Annotated in this window: 17 protein-coding genes; 12 read left to right on the forward strand and 5 right to left on the reverse strand. The window is 72.3% G+C overall.

Going from position 1 to position 19,008, the window contains the following annotated elements:
- Positions 1–184 precede the first annotated feature (184 nt).
- From J2X59_RS15405 to J2X59_RS15420, 4 genes are all read left to right on the forward strand, one after another.
- Positions 185–895 (forward strand): GntR family transcriptional regulator, encoded by a 711-nt coding sequence (locus J2X59_RS15405; RefSeq protein ID WP_326497251.1) that lies wholly within the window; start codon positions 185–187, stop codon positions 893–895.
- Positions 892–1,908: an ADP-ribosylglycohydrolase family protein gene (locus J2X59_RS15410; RefSeq protein ID WP_326497252.1), complete on the forward strand. Its 1,017-nt coding sequence runs from the start codon at positions 892–894 to the stop codon at positions 1,906–1,908. The genes J2X59_RS15405 and J2X59_RS15410 overlap by 4 nt, the downstream gene beginning before the upstream one ends.
- Before the next feature lie 146 nt (positions 1,909–2,054).
- Positions 2,055–3,539, forward strand: a complete 1,485-nt coding sequence (locus J2X59_RS15415; RefSeq protein ID WP_326497253.1) for a purine-cytosine permease family protein — start codon at positions 2,055–2,057, stop codon at positions 3,537–3,539.
- Entirely contained in the window at positions 3,536–4,459 is a 924-nt protein-coding gene (locus J2X59_RS15420; RefSeq protein ID WP_326497254.1) for a PfkB family carbohydrate kinase, read from the forward strand. The genes J2X59_RS15415 and J2X59_RS15420 overlap by 4 nt, the downstream gene beginning before the upstream one ends.
- 271 nt (positions 4,460–4,730) lie before the next feature.
- On the opposite strand, the gene J2X59_RS15425 is transcribed toward J2X59_RS15420, so the two are convergent.
- Positions 4,731–5,636 carry a carbohydrate kinase family protein gene (locus J2X59_RS15425; protein ID WP_326497255.1) on the reverse strand — a complete coding sequence of 302 codons (906 nt, stop codon included), beginning with the start codon at positions 5,634–5,636 and terminating at the stop codon, positions 4,731–4,733.
- 129 nt (positions 5,637–5,765) lie between these two features.
- On the opposite strand from J2X59_RS15425, the gene J2X59_RS15430 reads away from it, so the two are divergent.
- From J2X59_RS15430 to J2X59_RS15440, 3 genes are all read left to right on the forward strand, one after another.
- Positions 5,766–6,185 (forward strand): BLUF domain-containing protein, encoded by a 420-nt coding sequence (locus J2X59_RS15430; RefSeq protein WP_066651524.1) that lies wholly within the window; start codon positions 5,766–5,768, stop codon positions 6,183–6,185.
- An 81-nt stretch (positions 6,186–6,266) separates the two neighbouring features.
- On the forward strand, positions 6,267–7,289 hold the full coding sequence (locus J2X59_RS15435) for a hypothetical protein (protein ID WP_326497256.1): 1,023 nt from the start codon (positions 6,267–6,269) through the stop codon (positions 7,287–7,289).
- Between the two features lie 133 nt (positions 7,290–7,422).
- Complete coding sequence (locus tag J2X59_RS15440) at positions 7,423–8,976, forward strand: exonuclease domain-containing protein (protein ID WP_326497257.1); 1,554 nt, start codon at positions 7,423–7,425, stop codon at positions 8,974–8,976.
- 98 nt (positions 8,977–9,074) lie between these two features.
- Here the strand turns inward: J2X59_RS15440 and J2X59_RS15445 are convergent, their stop codons facing one another.
- Positions 9,075–10,190, reverse strand: coding sequence for an N-acetylglucosamine-6-phosphate deacetylase (locus J2X59_RS15445; RefSeq protein ID WP_326497258.1), 1,116 nt, complete (start codon positions 10,188–10,190; stop codon positions 9,075–9,077).
- Complete coding sequence (locus tag J2X59_RS15450) at positions 10,187–11,221, reverse strand: ROK family protein (protein WP_326497259.1); 1,035 nt, start codon at positions 11,219–11,221, stop codon at positions 10,187–10,189. The genes J2X59_RS15445 and J2X59_RS15450 overlap by 4 nt, the downstream gene beginning before the upstream one ends.
- Before the next feature lie 131 nt (positions 11,222–11,352).
- Here J2X59_RS15450 and J2X59_RS15455 point away from each other — a divergent pair, with 131 nt between their 5' ends.
- From J2X59_RS15455 to J2X59_RS15475, 5 genes are all read left to right on the forward strand, one after another.
- A complete protein-coding gene (locus J2X59_RS15455) occupies positions 11,353–12,141 on the forward strand; it encodes a DeoR/GlpR family DNA-binding transcription regulator (RefSeq protein ID WP_251160015.1) in 789 nt (262 codons plus the stop codon).
- A gap of 202 nt (positions 12,142–12,343) precedes the next feature.
- Complete coding sequence (locus J2X59_RS15460; RefSeq protein WP_066651513.1) at positions 12,344–13,582, forward strand: Gfo/Idh/MocA family protein; 1,239 nt, start codon at positions 12,344–12,346, stop codon at positions 13,580–13,582.
- Complete coding sequence (locus tag J2X59_RS15465; RefSeq protein ID WP_326497260.1) at positions 13,579–14,892, forward strand: ABC transporter substrate-binding protein; 1,314 nt, start codon at positions 13,579–13,581, stop codon at positions 14,890–14,892. The genes J2X59_RS15460 and J2X59_RS15465 overlap by 4 nt, the downstream gene beginning before the upstream one ends.
- A 67-nt stretch (positions 14,893–14,959) precedes the next feature.
- On the forward strand, positions 14,960–15,919 hold the full coding sequence (locus tag J2X59_RS15470) for a carbohydrate ABC transporter permease (RefSeq protein WP_326497261.1): 960 nt from the start codon (positions 14,960–14,962) through the stop codon (positions 15,917–15,919).
- Complete coding sequence (locus J2X59_RS15475) at positions 15,916–16,824, forward strand: carbohydrate ABC transporter permease (RefSeq protein WP_326497262.1); 909 nt, start codon at positions 15,916–15,918, stop codon at positions 16,822–16,824. Before J2X59_RS15470 ends, J2X59_RS15475 begins: the two co-directional genes overlap by 4 nt.
- 328 nt (positions 16,825–17,152) lie before the next feature.
- Here the strand turns inward: J2X59_RS15475 and J2X59_RS15480 are convergent, their stop codons facing one another.
- Complete coding sequence (locus tag J2X59_RS15480; protein ID WP_081984540.1) at positions 17,153–18,055, reverse strand: carbohydrate ABC transporter permease; 903 nt, start codon at positions 18,053–18,055, stop codon at positions 17,153–17,155.
- Positions 18,052–19,002 (reverse strand): carbohydrate ABC transporter permease, encoded by a 951-nt coding sequence (locus J2X59_RS15485; protein WP_251154272.1) that lies wholly within the window; start codon positions 19,000–19,002, stop codon positions 18,052–18,054. Before J2X59_RS15485 ends, J2X59_RS15480 begins: the two co-directional genes overlap by 4 nt.
- Between the last annotated feature and the right edge of the window lie 6 nt (positions 19,003–19,008).

Below are 19,008 nucleotides of genomic sequence, written 5' to 3' on the forward strand. Positions count from 1 at the left end.
GCCGCCGGGGGGTTCGGCGGGGAACCCCCCCCCCGGCCCGCCTTTTTTGGCGGGGCCCGGCCCCCCCCCCCCCGCCCCCCCCCCCCGGGGGGGGGGGGGGGGGGCCCCGCGGCCCCCCCGCCTCCCGTCCGTCGTGTGATCGCCTCGGTGACTGGACAGGCGTTGTACATGTACACTCCTGTCCATGCCCGTCTCATCGAAGCGACGCCTCGTCGCCGACGCCCTCCGCGACGCGATCGCGACGGGCCGGTACCGCGCCGGTGAGCGCCTGCCCGGCGAGCACGACCTCGCCGCCCGCTTCGCGGTGAGCCGCGGCACCGTCCGCGCCGCCCTCGCCGACCTGTCCGACGACGAGTACATCTCGACCCACGGGGGCGTCGGCTCGGTCGTCACGTTCGACGGCGCCGCCCTCGACCCGCGGGGTGGCTGGGCGCGGTCGATCGCCGCCTCGGGCACCGAGGTGACCACCCGCACCCTGCGACTCGCCCGCGTGGACGACCCGGGCCTCCAGGCCGAGGTGGACGCGGCGGACGCGGCGTTCGTCGCGGTCGACCGGCTGCGCACCGTCGTGGGCGGGCGGCCGGTGTCGCTCGAGCGGAGCATCCTGCCCGCCGTCGGCCGTCTGGCCGCTGCACCGACCGACGGACTGGTCGAGGACTCGCTCACGGCGACCATCGCCGAGGCCGGCCTCGTGCCGGCGAGCGCCGAGCAGTGGGTCGACGTCGTGCCCCTCGACGCCGAGGACGCCCGCCTGCTCGACCGCGCCGAGGGGACCCCGTTCCTCCGGAGCCGACGTGACTCGCGCACCGCCCAGGGCGCGTTCGTCGAGCGCGTCAACAGCCTCCTCGACCCGGACCGCTTCCGCCTGCACATGCGCTTCGGGACCGCACGATGACGACCGGACAGGACACCGTGAACGACCAGACCCACGCCCTCGCCGCCCTGACCGGCCTCGCGATCGGCGACGCCCTCGGCATGCCCACGCAGTCGATGTCGCTCGCGCAGATCCGAGCCGACCACGGCACGATCTCCGGGTTCGTCGACGCCGGACCGCACCAGCGGATCGCCGCCGGCATGCCCGCGGGCACGATCACCGACGACACCGAGCAGGCGGTCATGGTCGCCGAGCTGATCGTCGAGGGTGACGGGCACATCGACCCCAGCCGCTTCGCCGAGGCGCTCATCGCCTGGGAACGCGCGATGGAGGCCAAGGGCTCGCTCGACCTGCTCGGCCCCAGCACGAAGACGGCCGTGCAGCGCATCCTCGACGGCGTCCCGGCGTCCGAGGCCGGGTCGACGGGGACGACGAACGGCGCCGCGATGCGGATCGCGCCGGTCGGGATCGCCGTGCCCTCCGGTGACCTCGTCCGTCTGGTCGACGCCGTGCAGGACGCGTCGCGCGTCACCCACGACACGGGGATCGGCATCGCCGGGGCGAGCGCCGTCGCCGCCGCCGTGAGCGCGGGCGTCGGCGGCGCCTCCCGGACCGAGGCGCTCGACGCCGCGGTCGCGGCCGCCACGATCGGTGCGGGCCGCGGCCACTGGGTCGCGGGCGCGGACATCGCTGCGAGGACGACCTGGGCGCGCGGCTTCCTGCCGACCGTCCCCGCCGACGACCGGATCGACACCGTGTCGCAGCTCGTCGGCACGAGCGTCGCCAGCCAGGAGTCGGTCGTCGCAGCGCTCGCCCTCGTGGCGCTCGACCTCGACCCCTGGGAGACGCTCTGCACGGCCGCGTCGATCGGCGGCGACACGGACACCATCGCCGCGATGGCCGGTGCCGTGCTCGGCGCCGTGCACGGTCCGGATGCCTGGCCCGTCGACGCGGTCACCACCGTGACGGCCGTGAACCACCTCGAGCTCGGCCCGCTGGTCGACGGACTGCTCGCACTCCGTCACCGGGCCTGACCCGACGCCGGACGGCGGCGGTCCCCCCTCCGCCGCCGCCCGGTCACCACCCCTCCCAGGAGCACCCCGCTCTCCCGCGGCACCCTCACCTCCCCGCAGCACCCCACCTCCCCCGCAGCACCCTTCCGATGACGTAAGAGGACCCCATGGCCCAGGACACCACCACGCGCTCCGGCGGCACGCTCTCCAGCGGCACGCTGACGAGCGTCGAACAGCGCGGCATCGAGCCCGTGCCCCACGACGAGCGGAACGGCGCCCCCGGGGCCCTGTTCTGGGTCTGGTTCGCCGCGAACATCTCGATCCTCGGGCTCCCCCTCGGTGCGACGCTCGTGGCGTTCCAGGGGCTGACGATCTGGCAGGCGCTCGTCGTCGCGGTGGTCGGCGCCGCCGGGTCCTTCGCGGTCGTCGGGGTGATCTCCATCGCCGGACGCCGCGGCGGGGCTCCCGGTCTGACCCTGAGCCGCGCGGTGTTCGGCGTGCGCGGGAACATCGGTCCGACCGCGGTGTCGCTGCTCTCCCGCCTCGGCTGGGAGACCGTGAACACGACGACCGCGGCCTTCGTGCTGCTGTCGCTCTTCACGATCCTGTTCGGTACCGACGGCGACGCGAAGGCGAACCCGGTGCTGACGATCGTCGCCATCCTCGTGTTCGTCGTCGCGACCGTGCTCGTCTCCGGGCTCGGCCACGCGTTCATCGTCGCCGTGCAGAAGTGGGCGACGTGGGTGTTCGGCGCCCTCAACGTCTTCGTCGCCGTGTTCCTGGTGCTGCGTGTCGACTGGGACGTCGTCGGGTCGCAGCCCGCGGGCCCGGTCGCCGCGATGGTGATCGGCATCGGCACCATCGCCGCGGGCACCGGCATCGGGTGGGCGACCGCCGGTGCGGACATCGCCCGGTACACGCGCACCTCGGTGAAGGCGGGCGCCCTGATCAGCGCCAGCGCTGCCGGCGCGGGCATCCCCCTCGTGGTCCTGGTCGGTCTCGGCGCCCTCGTCTCCGCCGGCGACCCCACCCTCGCGCAGGCCGGTGACCCGGTGGCGGCGATCCGCGACCTGCTGCCGAGCTGGATGGCGATCCCGTACCTGGTCGCGGCCTTCGGCGGACTGCTGCTGTCGAACCACCTGTCGGTGTACTCGGCGAGCCTCACCACGCTGACCCTCGGCATCAAGGTGCCCCGCGTGTGGGCGGTCGCCGTCGACGTGGTCGTCACGACCCTCGGCGCGATGTACTTCATGCTCGTCGCCGACGGCTTCTACGCGCCCTTCATCACGTTCATCTCGGTGCTCGCGGTGCCGATCACCGCCTGGCTCGGGGTGTTCATCGCCGACATGGCGAAGCGACGCTGGTACGACCCGGCCGCGTTGCTCGACCTGCGCGCCGGGGGCCGCTACTGGTACCGCGGCGGCGTCGCCTGGGGCGCCCTCGCCGCCTGGGTCGTCGCGATCGTCGTCGGCTTCCTCTTCACCTCGGTGCAGGTCGGCGACGCGGACCCCGTGTTCGTCGGAGCACTCTCGGACAGCTGGATCGGCGCGAACGGCCTCGGGTGGATCGTGACGTTCGTCGTCGCCGCCCTCGTGTACCTGCTCACCGGCGGTGCCCGCGGCCAGCTGCACGCTCCCGAGGAGCGCGCGTGAGCCGCCTCGTCTCGGTCGGCAACGTCGTCGTCGACATCGTCATGCGCGTGGACGCGATCCCCGAGCCCGGCGGTGACGTCATCGCCTCGGCGTCGGAGATCACCGCGGGCGGCGGGCTCAACACGATGGTCGCCGCCGTCCGCGACGGCCTGCCCGTGGTGTTCGCCGGGCAGTACGGCACCGGGCCGTTCGGCGACGTCGTCCGGGCGGCGCTCGTCGACTCGGGCGTCGAGGTCCTGCAGCCCGGGCTCGACGACGTCGACAGCGGGTACTGCGTCGCACTCGTCGACGCCTCCACCGAGCGCACCTTCGTGACGAGCGTCGGCGCCGAGGGCCGGCTCGGTCGCGCGGACCTCGACCGTGTCGCGCTCCGGCCGGACGACACGGTCGTCGTCTCCGGCTACGGCCTCGCGCACGCCGTCAACGGTCCGGCCATCGTCGACTGGCTGACGACGGTGCCGGACTCCGTCCGTGTCGTGCTCGACCCGTCACCGCTGGTCGACACGCTGCCCCCGGCGGTGCTCGGCCCCGTCACGGCGCGCGCGGACGTGGTGAGTGCCAACGGCCGGGAGGCACGGCTCATGGCACCGACCGCCGCGGGACTCCCCGAGGCGGTCGCGGCGATCGCCGCGTCCGCCCGCGGCACCGCGCTGGCCCGTGACGGCGCAGCGGGCTGCTGGGTCGCCGAGCCGGGGCGCGCCCCGGTCCTGGTGCCTGGGTTCCCCGTCGACGCGGTGGACTCGAACGGCGCGGGTGACGCCCACGGCGGCGTGCTCGTCGCTGCCCTGGCGCGCGGGCTCTCGTTGGTCGACGCGGTCCGGCGTGCCAATGCCGCGGCAGCACTCGCGGTGACACGGCAGGGGCCGGCGACGGCTCCGACGGCCACGGAGACCGACGCGTTCCTCGCCGCGCACGCCTGACGGCGGGGGCCCGGCCGGTGCGCGGCCGTGCGCCCGCCGGGGTTGCAGCGGTCGGGCGGTCAGCGGTCGCGCGGTCGGTGGTCGGGCGGTCAGCGGTCGCGCGGTCGGCCGCCGGTGCGATGTGCTCGCGCACCACCGGGAGCACCTCGCGCCACGTGGATCCGCGGCACCACGTGCTCCCCGTTGTGCGGGCGACGCGAGGCTGACCCGTGGCGAGCACCGGTCGCTGCCCCGTACGTCCGGTCCGGGCGAGCGGCCGGGCGACGAGCGGTCAGGCGCCCAGGACCCCGGCGGCGTCCGTGTCGAGCTCGGCCCGGACGGGCGGGTCCGCGCCCGGGCGGGACACCGTGACGGCGGCACAGGCCAGCGCGAGCGACGCCAGGCAACCGAGCTCGTCGGCGTCGAGGCCGGCTGGTGCCGATCCCCGCGCGAGCACGCCGGCGAGCAGCCCCGCCATGAACGAGTCACCCGCACCGATCGTGTCCGCGACGTCGACACGCGGCGCCGGCACGGTGATCCGTGCGCGGGCGGACGCCATCGCGCAGCCCGAGCCGCCGAGCGTCACCGCGGCGAGCGCCGCCCCGTGCGCCAGCAGCCCGTCGAGGACCTGGTCGACGCTGCGGTCCGGCCAGAGCCACGCGGCGTCCTCGTCGCTGAGCTTGATCACGTCGGCCTCGGCGAACAGCGGTTCGAGGGTGGCGAGCACGGCATCCCGGTCGGGCGTGATCGACGGACGGACGTTCGGGTCGAGGGAGACGAGGGCGTCCGTCGGGCGGGTACGGAGCGCCTCGAGCACGGTCCGTGCGCCCGGCTCCAGCACAGCACCGATGGAGCCGACGTGCACGAGCGGCGTGCCGATCGGCACCTGCACCGGGTCGAGGCGCCAGTCGAGGTCGAACTCGTAGGACGCACCGCCGTCGTCGCCGATCGTCGCGACGGCGGTGGAGGTGCGTTCGATCGCGGTCGCGTCGACCTCGACGTCGCTCGCGCCGACGTGCGCCCGGATCGAACCGCCGTGGTCGTCGTCGCCGAGCGCGCACACGAGCCGTGCGGCCCGGCCGAGGCGAGCGAGGCCGACGGCGACGTTCATCGGGCTCCCGCCCGGGTGCTCGACGCGCCCATCGGGGCGGTCGACCACGTCGACCAGGGCTTCTCCGATGACGATGACGGGGTCCATGGCACCAGCCTCCCAGAGCCGACGGCCGTGCGACGTCGGCCTGTCCGCTCGTCCCCCGGTGGTCCGTGGACGCACGGGTGCCGCGGAGTTGACTGACGGACCCGGCACGACCGCCACCAAGGAGCCCCGATGCTGTCCCTCATCTACTCGAGTGTCGCCACCCGATCCCTCGACGACGACGACCTCGCCGGCCTGCTCGCGCAGAGTCGGCGGGCGAACGCGGAGAACGACATCACCGGCGTCCTGCTCTTCCGGAACGGCTACTTCCTGCAGCTGCTCGAGGGTCCGGACCAGGCGGTCCGCGCGAAGATGGCGACGATCAAGCACGACGACCGGCACACCAAGGTCACGGTGCTCACCGAGGAGCTCATCGAGGAGCGGCAGTTCCCGGAGTGGACGATGGGCTACCCGGCCGAGGACACCGACGTCGAGCAGGCCCCGGGCTACCGGACGACCTTCGACGACCTCGACGCCGCGGACGGCACGCAGATCAGCTCGCTGCCGGCGCTCCGCGAGCTGATCCGCTGGTTCCGACCCTCGCCCCGCTGACGACCCGGCCCGACCGCGACGGCACGCGGCGTGCGAGGATCGGCTCGGTCGGACAGGGGGTCCGACGGACGGGGGCACAGCGTGGGCGACACGACCGGCGAGCAGACCAGGACGCACCCCTGGGTGCACGTGCTCGGCGCGGCGGCGATCGGCGTCGGCGCCGCACACCGCGCGCGCGCGGCCGCCCTCCTCACGTTCTTCGTCGGCGTACCCGGCCTCGTGGTGCTGCTGGTCCACACGGTCGTGGCGTGCGGAGCACTCGGTGGTCTGGCGGTCCTCGCCACCCGGCGTCGCCGGACGGCGTGGCTCGGTGCTGCGGGCCTCGTCCTCGTCCCCGCGGTCCTCGTCGCGGCGCTGCTGCCCGCTGCCCTCGCCGGGCCGGAGCCGGAGCCGACGTTCCCGCTCCTCGCGTCCACGCCCACGCCGTACCTGGTGGGCGCGGTCGTCGCCGCGGTCCCGGCGATGCGCGTGCACCGCGGGGTCCTGCGGAAGCTCGGCGTCGTCCTGGGGACGGGCGCCGCGGTCGCGGTCGTCGCGGTCGGAGTCCGCGTCCACGGGAGCGACGCGCAACGGGACGAGCAGGCCATCGCGCGGGCGCAGGTCGCCATCGGCGCGGACTTCCGGCCCGTCACGATCTCCCCCGACGGGTACGGCTCCGTGTACGAGGCGAACATCGAGCAGCGGCTACCGGGGTTCCTGCAGGTGTTCTCCTCGCCTGCCGAGGAGGCGCACGCACCCGGCGACGCGTCGGGATCCGACCTGACGGTCGTCACGCTCGCCGCGACGACCCCGCCGTGCGGCCGACCGATCGAGGGCGTCGCCCCCGGCGGCGGTTCCGAGGCGGAGACGTCGTGCGACGAGGACGGCGGGGTCGTGCGGCGGACGAGCGAACACGGCCACGAGGTCGCCGCGGTCGTGGGCGACACGCTCGTGGCCGTCAGCGCCCTGCCGGAGGTCGACGACAGCCTGCTCGAGGCTGCCGTGCGCTCCGCGGAACCGATCGACGACGAGGCGTACCGGCACGTGCTGCTCGGTGACGGCGACGAGTACACCGACGAGCTCGACGGCAACCGGTGTCCGGTCGTCGGCGCGGCGTGTGGTTAGCTGCTGCGCCGTTGGGTCGCTCCGGAGACTGCACCCCTCGTTCTGGGGTGAGGGCTGCACGTTTCGGGGAGATGCACGAGCTCGTACCGTTGTCGCGCGACCGCCCGGTCTCGGCGGCGAGGGGAGAAATGTCATGGGTCTGTTCGACTGGCTGCTCGGACGACGGAAGAATCCGCCAGCCCGGCCCACGGCGACCTCGCGCCGGATGCCGAGCGCTCCGGCCTTCGCGGTCATCGACGTGGAGACCACCGGCTTGTCGCCGCAGCGAGACCGGATACTCGAGCTTGCCATCGTTCGCCTCGACCACGCGGGTTCGATCGTCGACGAGTGGGTGTCACGCTTCGATCCGGAAGGACCGGTAGGTGCGACGCACATTCACGGCATCAGGGACGAAGACGTGGTCGGTCAGCCGCGGTTCGCCGAATCGGCCGAAACGGTCGTGGCAGCGCTGTCCGGTCTCGCAGTGGTGGCGCACAACGCCAGGTTCGATCTGGCGTTCCTCCGCAGCGAGCTGACAGCCGCCGGTTGGCGCCCGCCGTGGATCGCTTCCTACTGCACGCTCGACGCGAGCCGTGCGTACCTACCGGATCTCGAGCGTCGCCGCCTCGTCGACTGCTGCTGGTCGGCCGGCATCCGCCTCGATGGCGCACACTCCGCCCTCGGCGACGCTCGGGCAGCGGCAGAACTGCTCCGTGCCTACATCGCCAGGAACGGTGGCCCGGATCCGGTGCTGCTCGAAGCGGCAGCGACCGCACGGGCCACAGCATGGCCGACGGCCCCCCATGATCGACCGCGCACCGCGGAGCGTCCGTTGAACGAGCGCGTCCGCTCCCGCCCGGCGCGGAGCACTCCGCCGCAACCGTCGTCGCCCCCGTTGCTCCGGCAGCTGTCTGCGATGTCCCTCCTCGAGGTCGTCGAAGAGGGCGCCCCCGTAGGGACCATCGCCTACCTCGAGAAGCTGTTCGACGCGCTCGAGGACGGAGACATCAGCGACGACGAAGCAAACTCGCTGCAGGAACTCGTGGTCGACTACGACCTGTCAGCCTCCGATGTGCGCGCTGCGCACGATGCATTCCTGCTCGCGCTCGCGCACAGAGCGGTCGACGACGGCCGCGTGTCGCACGAGGAGCGCCGCGAGCTGAAGGGCATCGCATCACTGCTCGGCGTTGCCGACACCACGGTGAAACGGGTCATCGACGATGCGGATACCGCTCGGCAGGCGCGCTTGAGCGCTGCTCTCGGACCGCTGCCAGACCCTTGGCCCCATGGCGAGCCACTGCGGGTCGGGGATCGCGTGGTCTTCACCGGTTGTGACGACGACCAACGCGCTCGTCTCGAGAAGCGTGCCGGAGAACTCGGAGTGCGGGTCGTCGGCGCGGTTTCACGACTGACCGTGATGCTCGTCACCGACGGGTCCTTCTCCGGTGGCAAGGCGGCGAAAGCGCGAGAACTCGGCACCCGGAACGTCCATCCAGACACGTTCGACCTGCTGTTGCAGCACCTGCAGCCAGCGGAGGAACGGACTGCGAGGAGAACGGACGCGGCCGCACGGTCATCAGTGATCGCGCCCAAGGCGGCTTCCCCTGCTGCCATCCGAGCCTGGGCAGCTTCCGTTGGACATGACGTCGGAGTCCGGGGGCGGCTACCGAAGCACGTCATCGATGCCTACAGCGCCGCGCACAACTGACCGGAAGCGACTCGGCCCGTCGAAATTCGGCCGGCCTGGATCCGAGGATGCGGTCCCACATCGGAAGGGACGCCGCCCGGGCGGGCGGCCGCGCCTGCTCAGGCAGCCGGTCCGAGCGGTAGCGGGTGGATCCGCCCGTCGGGTCCGACCACCACGAGGTCGGCGGCGGATCCGACGCTGAGCGGCGGACGCAGACCGAGCACCGACGACGCCCGTACGGAGGACGCGTGCACCGCCGGAGACAGCCGGTCCGGGCGACCGTCGACGAAGCGAGCGACGGCGTCCGCCACCGTGATCGTGCTCCCCGCCAGTGACGAGCCGTCCGCGAGCCGGGCGACTCCGTCGGAGACGACGACCTCCGAGCCGGCGATCCGGTAGCTGCCGTCGGCGCAGCCGGTCGCGGCCATGGCGTCCGAGACGAGCACGAGGCGGTCACCCGCGGCTCCGCGCACGAGGTCGACGGTGACCGGGTCGAGGTGGTGGCCGTCCACGATGCACTCCACGGTGAGACGCTCGTCCGACAGCGCGACGCCGACCGGGCCGGGCGCACGGTGGTGCAGCGGCGGCATCCCGTTGAACAGGTGCGTGACGAGGGTCGCACCGGCGTCCACAGCCGCCCGGACCTGGCCGCCGTCGGCGTCGGTGTGCCCGATCGCGACGACGATGCCCGACGCGACCAGCCGCCGCACTGCGTCGAGCGCACCCGGGAGCTCGGGCGCGAGGGTGACGATCCGGAGCGCCGCACCGCCGGCGTCCACGAACAGGTCGACCTCGTCGGGGGTCGGCGGGTGCAGCAGCTGCGCGGCGTGCGCACCCCGGCGGGCGGGTGCGAGCCAGGGCCCCTCGAGGTGCAGTCCGGCGAGCGTGCCGTCGTCGACGAGCGGTCGCAGGCGGTGCAGGGCGGCGACCGTGTCCGGGACCGTGCCCGTCGCGATCGACGCCACCGGGCGGGTGGTCCCCCGCGCGGCGTGGTGTTCGGCGGCCGCCCGAGCCTCGGCGACCGAGCACGAGGCGAAGTCGTGCCCGAGGGCACCGTGCGCGTGCAGGTCGACGAAGGCCGGCAGGACGGTGCCCGGCGCCTCGATGACCCGGTCGTGCACCGGTGCCGCACCGGTGCCGACCGCGGCGACCCGGCCGTCCTCGACGGCGAGCCACGCAGCCGGAAGGTCGACCGCGGCGGTGACGATCCGTGGGGCGCGGACGAGGACGGTCACGCGGTCACCGCCACGTCCGGCACCGACACGGCACGCGCGGAGCCGGCCTGCGCCGAGCCGGCTCGCGCCTGGCGGGCGAGCAGCACCGCACCGATGGCGCCGGCCGCATCGCCGTGGCGCGCCCCCACGAGTTCGGGCAGTCGGACCCCGGCGAGGCGGTCCGCGACGGCGGCGCGCAGCGGGTCGAACAGCAGCGGCCCGGACTGCGCCAGCCCGCCGCCGACGATCAGGGTGTGGCACCCCGCGACGGCTGTCAGCCAGGCCAGGGTGTCGGCGAGCACGTCGACGCAGTCGTCCCACGCCCGTCGGGCCACCGGGTCCCCGTCGAGGACCCGGAGCATCGCGTCGTGGGCGCTCGGAGCACCGCTGCGGCGTGCGACGGCGCCGGCCGAGGCGACCTCCTCGACCCGGAGGCCCGCGTGCGCGCCGTCCCGGATCCGGACCTGGCCGACCTCCCCGGCCCACCCGCCGCCCGGCACGACCCGGCCGTCGACGACCAGGGCACTCGCCAGGCCGGTCCCCACGGGGACGAAGGCGACGGTGCCACGGCCGAGCGCGGCGATCGTGTCGGTGTCGGTGACGGTGTCGGTGTCGGTGGCGATCGGACCGCCCGGGACCGCTCCCGGACCGGCGGCCCGGACCTCGGCGAGCGCTCCGGCCCGGACGTCGTGGCCGAAGGCGAGCGGGACGGCGTCCACGCCCGCCGCGCGCAGGGCGTCGTCGACCCGCGCCCGGACCGGCACGTCCCGCCAGCCGAGGTTCACGGAGAGCACCGATCGGCCGGCGTCCTCGTCGACGACCCCGGGGACGACCAGACCGATCGCCCCGAGTTCCGTCCCCCGTCGCCGGGCGACCGTCCGGGCCCGCTGTCCCAGCGTCGCGACGAGCTCGGCCAGCGCGGTGGCCTGCGGGTCCTCCCGGGGCGTCGGGACACGCTGCTCCTCGAGCACCCGCCCGTCGTCGGCGACCAGGCGCACCTTGATGCTCGTGCCCCCGACGTCGATGCCGAGCGCTGCACCGTTCGCGGTCATCGCGAGCCCTTCGGTCGTGCCGATCGGGACTGATCGGACGCCGACAGCCTGCCGACCGATCGTGATCGGTGCAAACAACGCGCATCATTTCCGCTCACATCGCGCAGCGAACACGCCCGTAGGATGACGCCATGACCCCGCAGCAGAGGCTCAACGCGCTCCTCGAGCTCGTGAGCGACCGCGGGAACGTCTCCATCGCCGAGATCGGCGAGGCGCTCGGCATCTCCGCCGCGACCGCACGGCGCGACCTCACGACCCTGGCGGACCAGCGGCTCGTCACGCGCACCCACGGTGGGGCCGCAGCGCTGGGCGCCGGGTACGAGCTGCCGCTGCAGTACAAGATCGCCCGGCAGGCCGAGGCGAAGACCGCCATCGCCCGGGCGACCGCCGCGCTCGTCTCCCCGGGGGACACCGTCGGCCTGAACGGCGGGACGACGACCACCGAGGTCGCGCGGGAGCTCGGCAAGTCCGAGCGCTTCATCCGCGCCGACGGCGAGTGCGGCATCACCATCGTCACCAACGCCCTGAACATCGGCTACGAGCTGTCGGTCCGCGCCAACGTCAAGATCGTCGTGACGGGTGGTGTTGCACGGCGGCAGTCGTACGAGCTCATCGGCCCGACGGTCCGCGACACCCTCGACGGGTTCGCGCTCGACGTCGTCGTGCTGGGGGTCGACGGGCTGTCCGGCCAGTACGGCGCCACGACCATGCACGAGGGCGAGGCCGAGGTGAGCCGGCACTTCGCGTCGGTCGGACGGCGGATCATCGTGGTCGCCGACTCGACGAAGATCGAGCGCTCCACCTTCGCGCGCATCTGCCCGCTCGACCGCATCGACGTGCTCGTCACGGACCAGGCGGTGCCGGCGTCGTTCGCCGCAGACCTGGCGTCCGCCGGCGTGGAACTCGTCGTCGCGAGCTGACGCCCGCGGTCCAGGTCACCCCGGATCCGCCCGTCGTCGGCTGCGCAGCCGCAGTCGGCCGGCGCCGTCCCGTGCCGTCGTCGTGACGTTGCCGACATGTAACAACCTCGGATGCACGCTTCCGTGATCGAGCCGTGCGTGCTTATTGTGCACTCATGATCGATTTGGCATCATTGCCGTCACATTCACGCAAGGGAGCGAGATGACCACCACGAGCACACGCCTGCTCCGGGTCGGCGTCGTCGGCATCGGACAGCGGTCGGCCATCGCCGACCACGTGGCCGCTGCGGGGCTGGACGCCGACGGCGTGGACGCCCGGATCACGGCCGCCGCCGACACCACGGAGGGCGGGCGGACACGTGCCGCCGCGCACTGGCCGGAGGCCGAGGTGGTCGCCGACCACCGGGCACTGATCGGCTCGGACGGCGTGCCGAACCTCGTGGACGCGGCGATCGTCACCACCCCGGACTGGACCCACGCCGAGATCGCGATCGACCTGCTCCGTGCCGGCATCGCCGTCTACCTCGAGAAGCCCCTGGCGATCACGGTCGAGGACGCCGACGCCGTCCTGAACACCGCCGCCGAGACCGGGACGCCCCTGTACGTCGGCCACAACTTCCGGCACGCCGCCGTCGTCCGACTCATGCGCGAGGTGATCGCCCGCGGTGAGATCGGCGAGGTCAAGGCGGTGTGGGTCCGCCACTTCGTCGGCAACGGCGGCGACTACTACTTCAAGGACTGGCACGCCGACCGCAGCCGCGTGAACTCCCTCCTGCTGCAGAAGGCGAGCCACGACCTCGACGTCGTGCACGCCCTCGCCGGTGCGTACACGAGCCGGGTCGTCGGGATGGGGTCGCTCTCCGTGTACGGCGACGTCACCGACCGGCGGGACCGCAGCGACGAGCTCATGACCGACTGGTTCTCGTTCGACAACTGGCCGCCCGCCGAGCAGACCGGCCTGAACCCCGTCGTCGACGTGGAGGACGTCTCGATGGTGATGATGACGCTCGACAACGGCGTGCAGGCGAGCTACGAGCAGTGCCACTTCACGCCCGACTACTGGCGCAACTACACGGTGATCGGCACCCACGGACGGCTCGAGAACGTCGGCGACACCGGCGGTGGTGTCGTCAAGGTGTGGACCCACCGCCGCAACTGGGACGTCACCGGTGACGTCGAGTACCCCGTCGACGGCGTCGAGGACGGTCACGCCGACGCCGACCTCCTCACGATGACGGAGTTCCTCCGCTCGGTCGCCCTCGGCGAACCGACGACGCTGTCCCCGATCGCGGCGCGCATGGCCGTCGCCGCCGGCGCACTCGCCACCCGCTCGCTCCGCAACGGCTCCGTCCCGCTCGACGTGCCGCCCCTGCCCGATGCCACGATCCGTCACTTCTCGGCCGCCGGCCGCGACGACCTCTCCGGAAGGAACACCCGATGACCCTCCCCTCCCCCCGTCACGGCCGCGGTCGCCGCCGCGCCCTGCTCGGCCTCGCTGCCGCGGTCAGCGCCGTCGCCCTCCTCGCCGGGTGCAGCAGCGCCTCGTCCGCCGGCTCCGACTCGGGGACGGGCACCGTCGCGAAGGACACGAAGGCCGACCTGACGTACGCCGTGTGGGACCAGAACCAGGTCGACGCGATCAAGGCGAACATCAAGGGCTTCAACGAGGAGTACCCGGACATCACCGTCAACGTCGACGTCACGCCGTACGCCAACTACTTCACGAAGCTGCAGACACAGGGCTCCAGCAACACGCTGCCCGACCTGTTCTGGATGAACGGCCCGAACTTCCAGCTCTACGCGGGCAACGGCAAGCTCGCACCGATCACCGGCGCGGTGGAGTCGGGCGCGATCGACCCGTCGAAGTACTCGAAGGCGCTCGACGACCTGTACACCTACGACGGCAAGCAGTACGGCGTGCCGAAGGACTTCGACACGATCGGCGTCTGGGTGAACAAGGCCCTGTTCGAGCAGGCCGGCGTCGCGATGCCGTCGAAGGACTGGACGTGGCAGGACTTCCAGGACACCGCCGCCGAACTGTCGCAGAAGTTGCAGGGCGACGGCGCGTACGGCGCCGCCGGCGGCATGGACGGACAGACCACCTACTACGACACGATCTTCCAGGCCGGTGGATCCGTCGTCGACGACGGGAAGTCGGAGTACGACACGAAGGCCGCTCAGGAGGGCATCCGCTTCTGGACCGACCTGATCGACTCGGGCGCCTCGCCGACGATCAAGCAACTGACCGACACCACGGCGGACCAGTGGTTCACCTCCGGCAAGCTCGCGATGTACCAGGGCGGCAGCTGGTTCCGGTCGGCGCTGATCGGAACCGACATGGAGCAGGACGTCGTCGTCTACCCGCTGCCGAAGGGCAAGGAGCAGGCGACCGTCATCCACGGCGTCTCGAACGTCGTCGCCGAGGGGTCGGGGAACAGGGCCGCAGCCCAGGCGCTGCAGGCGTACCTGGCGAGCAAGCCGGCTCAGCAGCAGCAGGGCGACATGGGTGCGGTGATCCCGGCCTACGAGGGCACGCAGGACGCCTTCACGAAGACCATGCCCGACGCGGACCTGCAGGTCTTCCTCGACGCGGTCGACTACGCGAAGCCGCTGCCGGTGTCGAAGAACACCGCCGCGTGGAACACCCTCGAGACGAACCTGCTGCCGAGCGCATTCGACGGCTCCGAGCCGGTCGACCAGGTGACGAAGAAGCTCGCCCAGGAGATGGACGCCGCGCTCGCCAAGGAGTGACCGTGACGCCGATCCACCTCCCCGCACCCACACCCTGATCCGCCCGCCCCGGCGTAGGAGCGACCCGATGACGACCACCACCCGGCAGACGACGGCGACCCGGCCGTCGTCGCCGTCCCGACCCCACCACGACGATCGGCCGCGATCGACCCGTGCCCACCGCACCGACGGCATCTGGCCGTGGTTGTTCGTGCTCCCGCTGCTCATCGGCGTCGGGACGTTCTTCATCTGGCCGATCCTCCAGACGTTCTGGTACTCGTTCACGAGCTGGGGCGTGTTCGGCGGCGCCACCTTCACGGGCCTGGCGAACTACGGGCGCCTGCTGACCGACCCGCAGCTGTACCAGTCGCTGGTCAACACGATCGTCTACACGGTGATCGTCCTGCTCGGCATCCCGATCGCGGTCTGGCTCGCGAGCCTGCTGAACACGCCGGGCCTGCGCTTCGCACAGTTCTACCGCGTGCTGTTCTTCCTGCCCTACGTCGCGATGCCCGCCGCGATCGCCCTGGTGTGGCGCATCATGTACAACGGCGACTTCGGCATCGTGAACTGGTTCCTCGGGCTGGTCGGCATCGACGGCCCGTACTGGATCTCCACCCCGGGCTTCGCGCTCGTCGCGGTGTCCCTCGTCGGCCTGTGGTCGTCGCTCGGCTTCTCGATGATCATCCTCGGTGCCGGGCTCAAGGACATCCCACCCGAGCTGTACGAGGCCGCAGAGCTGGACGGCGCGAGTCGCTGGCGCCAGTTCCACGCGCTCACCGTGCCGCTGCTGACCCCGAGCATCTTCTTCGTGCTCGTCGTCACCACGATCTCGAGCTTCCAGCTGTTCGACCTGCTCTACGCGATCCTCGGCTCCACCAACCCGGTCATCCCGAAGACGATGTCCCTCGTCTTCTACTTCTACAACGCCGGGTTCATCGACAACGACAAGGGCTTCGCGGCTGCCATCGCGATGGTGATCTTCGTGCTCATCGGCATCATCACCGTCCTGCAGTTCCGGGTCCAGCGGAAGTGGGTCCAGTCATGACCGGCATCATCGAAGCGCGCGGCAGCAAGGTCGCGGCGGCCACGAGGGCGGCGAGCCGCAGCCGGGCGCAGACGACGGCGCGTCCGGGGCGCCGCGGGGGCAGCCACTGGTGGATCCACGTGGTGCTCGGCATCGGTGGGTTCGTCATGGCGTTCCCGTTCCTGTGGCAGATCGTCATGGCGCTGTCGACGAACGCGCAGGTGACCTCGCCGACGCCGACCTTCTGGCCCGGTGAGCTGCAGTGGAGCAACTTCGCCCGGGTGTTCGAACGGCTCCCCTTCCTCGACCAGCTCGCGACCTCGATCTGGGTGACCCTGATCCGCACCCTGGCGCAGATCGTGCTGTGCACCCTGGCCGGGTACGCGTTCGCCCGCATGCGGTTCCGCGGCCGCGCGGTCATCCTCGGGATCGTGCTCTCGATCCTGCTGGTGCCGTCGCAGGTCTACCTGATCTCGCAGTACCAGATCGTCCAGGGCCTCGGGTGGCTGGACAGCCTGGCCGGCATCGTCGCACCGGGCCTGTTCAGCGCCTTCGGCACGTTCCTGATGCGGACCGCGTTCCTCAACATGCCCGCGGAGCTCGAGGAGGCGGCACGCATGGACGGGGCCAACCCGTTCCAGACCTTCTGGCGGATCATGCTGCCGCTCGCGCGCCCGTCGATCAGCGTGCTCGCGATCACGACCGTGCTCTGGTCGTGGAACGAGCTGCTCTGGCCGCTGGTGGTCTCCACCCGGGCCGAGGACATGCCGCTCGCCGCCGGGCTCGCGACCCTGTCCAGCGACCGGACCATCGACTACCCCCTGCTCATGGCGGCGAGCCTGATGGCGATGGCCCCGGTGCTGATCCTGTTCATCGTGCTGCAGCGGCGGGTGATCGACGGACTCGCGTCCTCCGGCCTGAAGTGAGCGGTGGCCGACACGGCCACCGGACGGAGCGCCCCTCGGGATCCGAGGGGCGCTCCGTCGTGGTCGCTGCGGCCGCGTGGACGGCCGATGCACCCGGACGGGAGGCACGGTACCGGCCCGCCCCGCGGCTCCGGTCCGTCCGTGCGCACGACGGGAGGCGTGGCACCGAGCCGACCCGCGCCTCCCGGCCCGCAGTCCGCGCCCACCCGGCGGCACGGTCCCGGGCGGACTCGCGCCTCCCGGCCGGCACCCGTCCCTGCGGACCGCCCGCACGGACGACGGGAGGCACGGTGCCCGTGAGCACCGTGCCTCCCGCCGTCCGTCCTGCTCAGCCCTTCAGACCGGCCGAGGCCATCGTCGCGACGAACTGCTTCTGCGCCACCAGGAAGAGCAGGATCAGCGGCAGCGTGGCGACCACGTTCCCCGCCATCAGCAGCGACCAGTCGGTCCGCCGCGCCCCCTGGAAGTTCGTCAGACCGAGCTGCAGCGTGAACGAGTCGGCGTCGTTGATCGCCACGAGCGGCCAGACCAGGTCGTTCCACGACCCGAGCAGCGTGAAGATCGCGAGCGTCGCCAACGCGGGACGGGCGAGCGGCAGCACGATCCGGAAGAACACCTGCAGGCGGGTGCACCCGTCGATCTGGCCGGCCTCCTCGAGCTCGGCGGGCAGGGACAGGAAGAACTGCCGCATCAGGAAGATGCCGAACGCCGAGGCGAGCCAGGGCACGATCGCGGCACCGAGGCTGTCCACGAGGTGCAACCGGGCGAACATGACGTAGGTCGGGATCATGAGCAGCTGCGACGGGATCATGATCGTCGCGAGGATCGCCAGGAACCCGAACGTCCGCCCCGGGAACCGCAGGCGCGCGAACCCGTACCCGGCCAGCGAGCACAGGACGAGGTGCGAGACGATCGCCGACGCCGACACGATGACCGTGTTGAGGAGCCAGTGCAGGATGTCCGACTCGGCGAACAGGCGCGTGTAGCCCGACAGCGTGAACTGCGTCGGGAGGAACGACGGCGGGAACTTGTTGATCTCCGAGGCCGGTTCGAGCGACGTCATGAACATCTCGACGAACGGCAGCAGGAAGAGGAGCGCCACCGGTGCGAGCAGGAGGTGCCACGGGCTGAACGGCAGGCGACGTCGACGACGGGGTGTGGTGCGCTCCGCCGGTGTCGCGACGGCGTCCGGCCGGTTCGGGGTCTCGAGTACTCGGGTCTCGACGGTCATCGTGACGCGTTCCTTCCGGCTCGGCGCTGCACGAGCGTGACGATCACGGTCGCGGTGAGGGTGACGAAGAACATGCCGTAGGCGATGGCGGACCCGTAGCCGAACTGCAGGTTCTGGAAGGCCGTCTTCCACAGGTAGTAGACGATCGTCTGGGTCGCGTCGAGCGGTCCGCCTCGGGTGGTGGCGTAGACGAGGTCGAAGAGCTGCACGGCCTGCAGGGTCTGGTAGATCCCGACGAACGCGGTGACGGGCGCCAGCTGCGGCCACACCACGCGCCAGAAGGTCTGCCAGTTGTTCGCGCCGTCGATCCGGGCCGCCTCGAGCACGTCGCCGGGGACGTCCTGCAGGGCGGCGAGGTAGATGACGGTCGTGAAGGCCGCCTGCCCCCACAGGGACATGACGACGATCACGACCATCGCCTCGGCGCGGTCCTCGAGCCAGCCCTGGGGCGGGACGTGCAGCACGCGGAGCACGTTGTTGACGATGCCGAACTGCGGGCTGAACAGGTAGGTGGTCAGGATGCCCGTCGCCGCGGCCGAGGCCACGAACGGCACGAAGATCGCCGTGCGGTACAGCCCGATGAACCGGATGCGCCGGTTCAGCGCGACGGCCAGGGCGAGTCCGAGCAGCAGGGACGCGGGGACGAACAGGACCGTGTACAGCAGGGTGTGCACGGCGGCCGCGAGCGCGCTCGCGTCGGTGGCCAGGTCCTGGTAGTTCTCGATGCCGGCGAAGGACGGCGGGCTGAAGCCGTCCCAGCGCTGGAAGGAGAGGACGAGCGCCCAGACCCCTGGGAAGATCGTGAGGCCGAGGACGACCGCCAGGGCCGGGGCGACGAAGCCCCAGCCGGCGAGGCCCTCGCGGGCGGCGGCCGATCGACGTCGGCGCGGTGGCCGCGGCGGCGCGGTGTCGGTGGTCGGACGGGTGCGGAGTGCGGGAGTGGTCACGGGGGC

The organism is Curtobacterium sp. 260, from assembly GCF_030803485.1.
Classification (GTDB): Bacteria; Actinomycetota; Actinomycetes; order Actinomycetales; family Microbacteriaceae; genus Curtobacterium.

Bases quoted from the DNA above. Each gene is read 5' to 3' on its own strand.
- J2X59_RS15425 (WP_326497255.1), bottom strand. From the start codon at position 5,636: ATGGACCCCGTCATCGTCATCGGAGAAGCCCTGGTCGACGTGGTCGAC.
- J2X59_RS15480 (WP_081984540.1), bottom strand. From the start codon at position 18,055: ATGACCGTCGAGACCCGAGTACTCGAGACCCCGAACCGGCCGGACGCC.
- J2X59_RS15415 (WP_326497253.1), top strand. From the start codon at position 2,055: ATGGCCCAGGACACCACCACGCGCTCCGGCGGCACGCTCTCCAGCGGC.
- J2X59_RS15430 (WP_066651524.1), top strand. From the start codon at position 5,766: ATGCTGTCCCTCATCTACTCGAGTGTCGCCACCCGATCCCTCGACGAC.
- J2X59_RS15475 (WP_326497262.1), top strand. From the start codon at position 15,916: ATGACCGGCATCATCGAAGCGCGCGGCAGCAAGGTCGCGGCGGCCACG.
- J2X59_RS15470 (WP_326497261.1), top strand. From the start codon at position 14,960: ATGACGACCACCACCCGGCAGACGACGGCGACCCGGCCGTCGTCGCCG.
- J2X59_RS15450 (WP_326497259.1), bottom strand. From the start codon at position 11,221: ATGACCGCGAACGGTGCAGCGCTCGGCATCGACGTCGGGGGCACGAGC.
- J2X59_RS15440 (WP_326497257.1), top strand. From the start codon at position 7,423: ATGGGTCTGTTCGACTGGCTGCTCGGACGACGGAAGAATCCGCCAGCC.
- J2X59_RS15410 (WP_326497252.1), top strand. From the start codon at position 892: ATGACGACCGGACAGGACACCGTGAACGACCAGACCCACGCCCTCGCC.
- J2X59_RS15460 (WP_066651513.1), top strand. From the start codon at position 12,344: ATGACCACCACGAGCACACGCCTGCTCCGGGTCGGCGTCGTCGGCATC.
- J2X59_RS15405 (WP_326497251.1), top strand. From the start codon at position 185: ATGCCCGTCTCATCGAAGCGACGCCTCGTCGCCGACGCCCTCCGCGAC.
- J2X59_RS15465 (WP_326497260.1), top strand. From the start codon at position 13,579: ATGACCCTCCCCTCCCCCCGTCACGGCCGCGGTCGCCGCCGCGCCCTG.
- J2X59_RS15455 (WP_251160015.1), top strand. From the start codon at position 11,353: ATGACCCCGCAGCAGAGGCTCAACGCGCTCCTCGAGCTCGTGAGCGAC.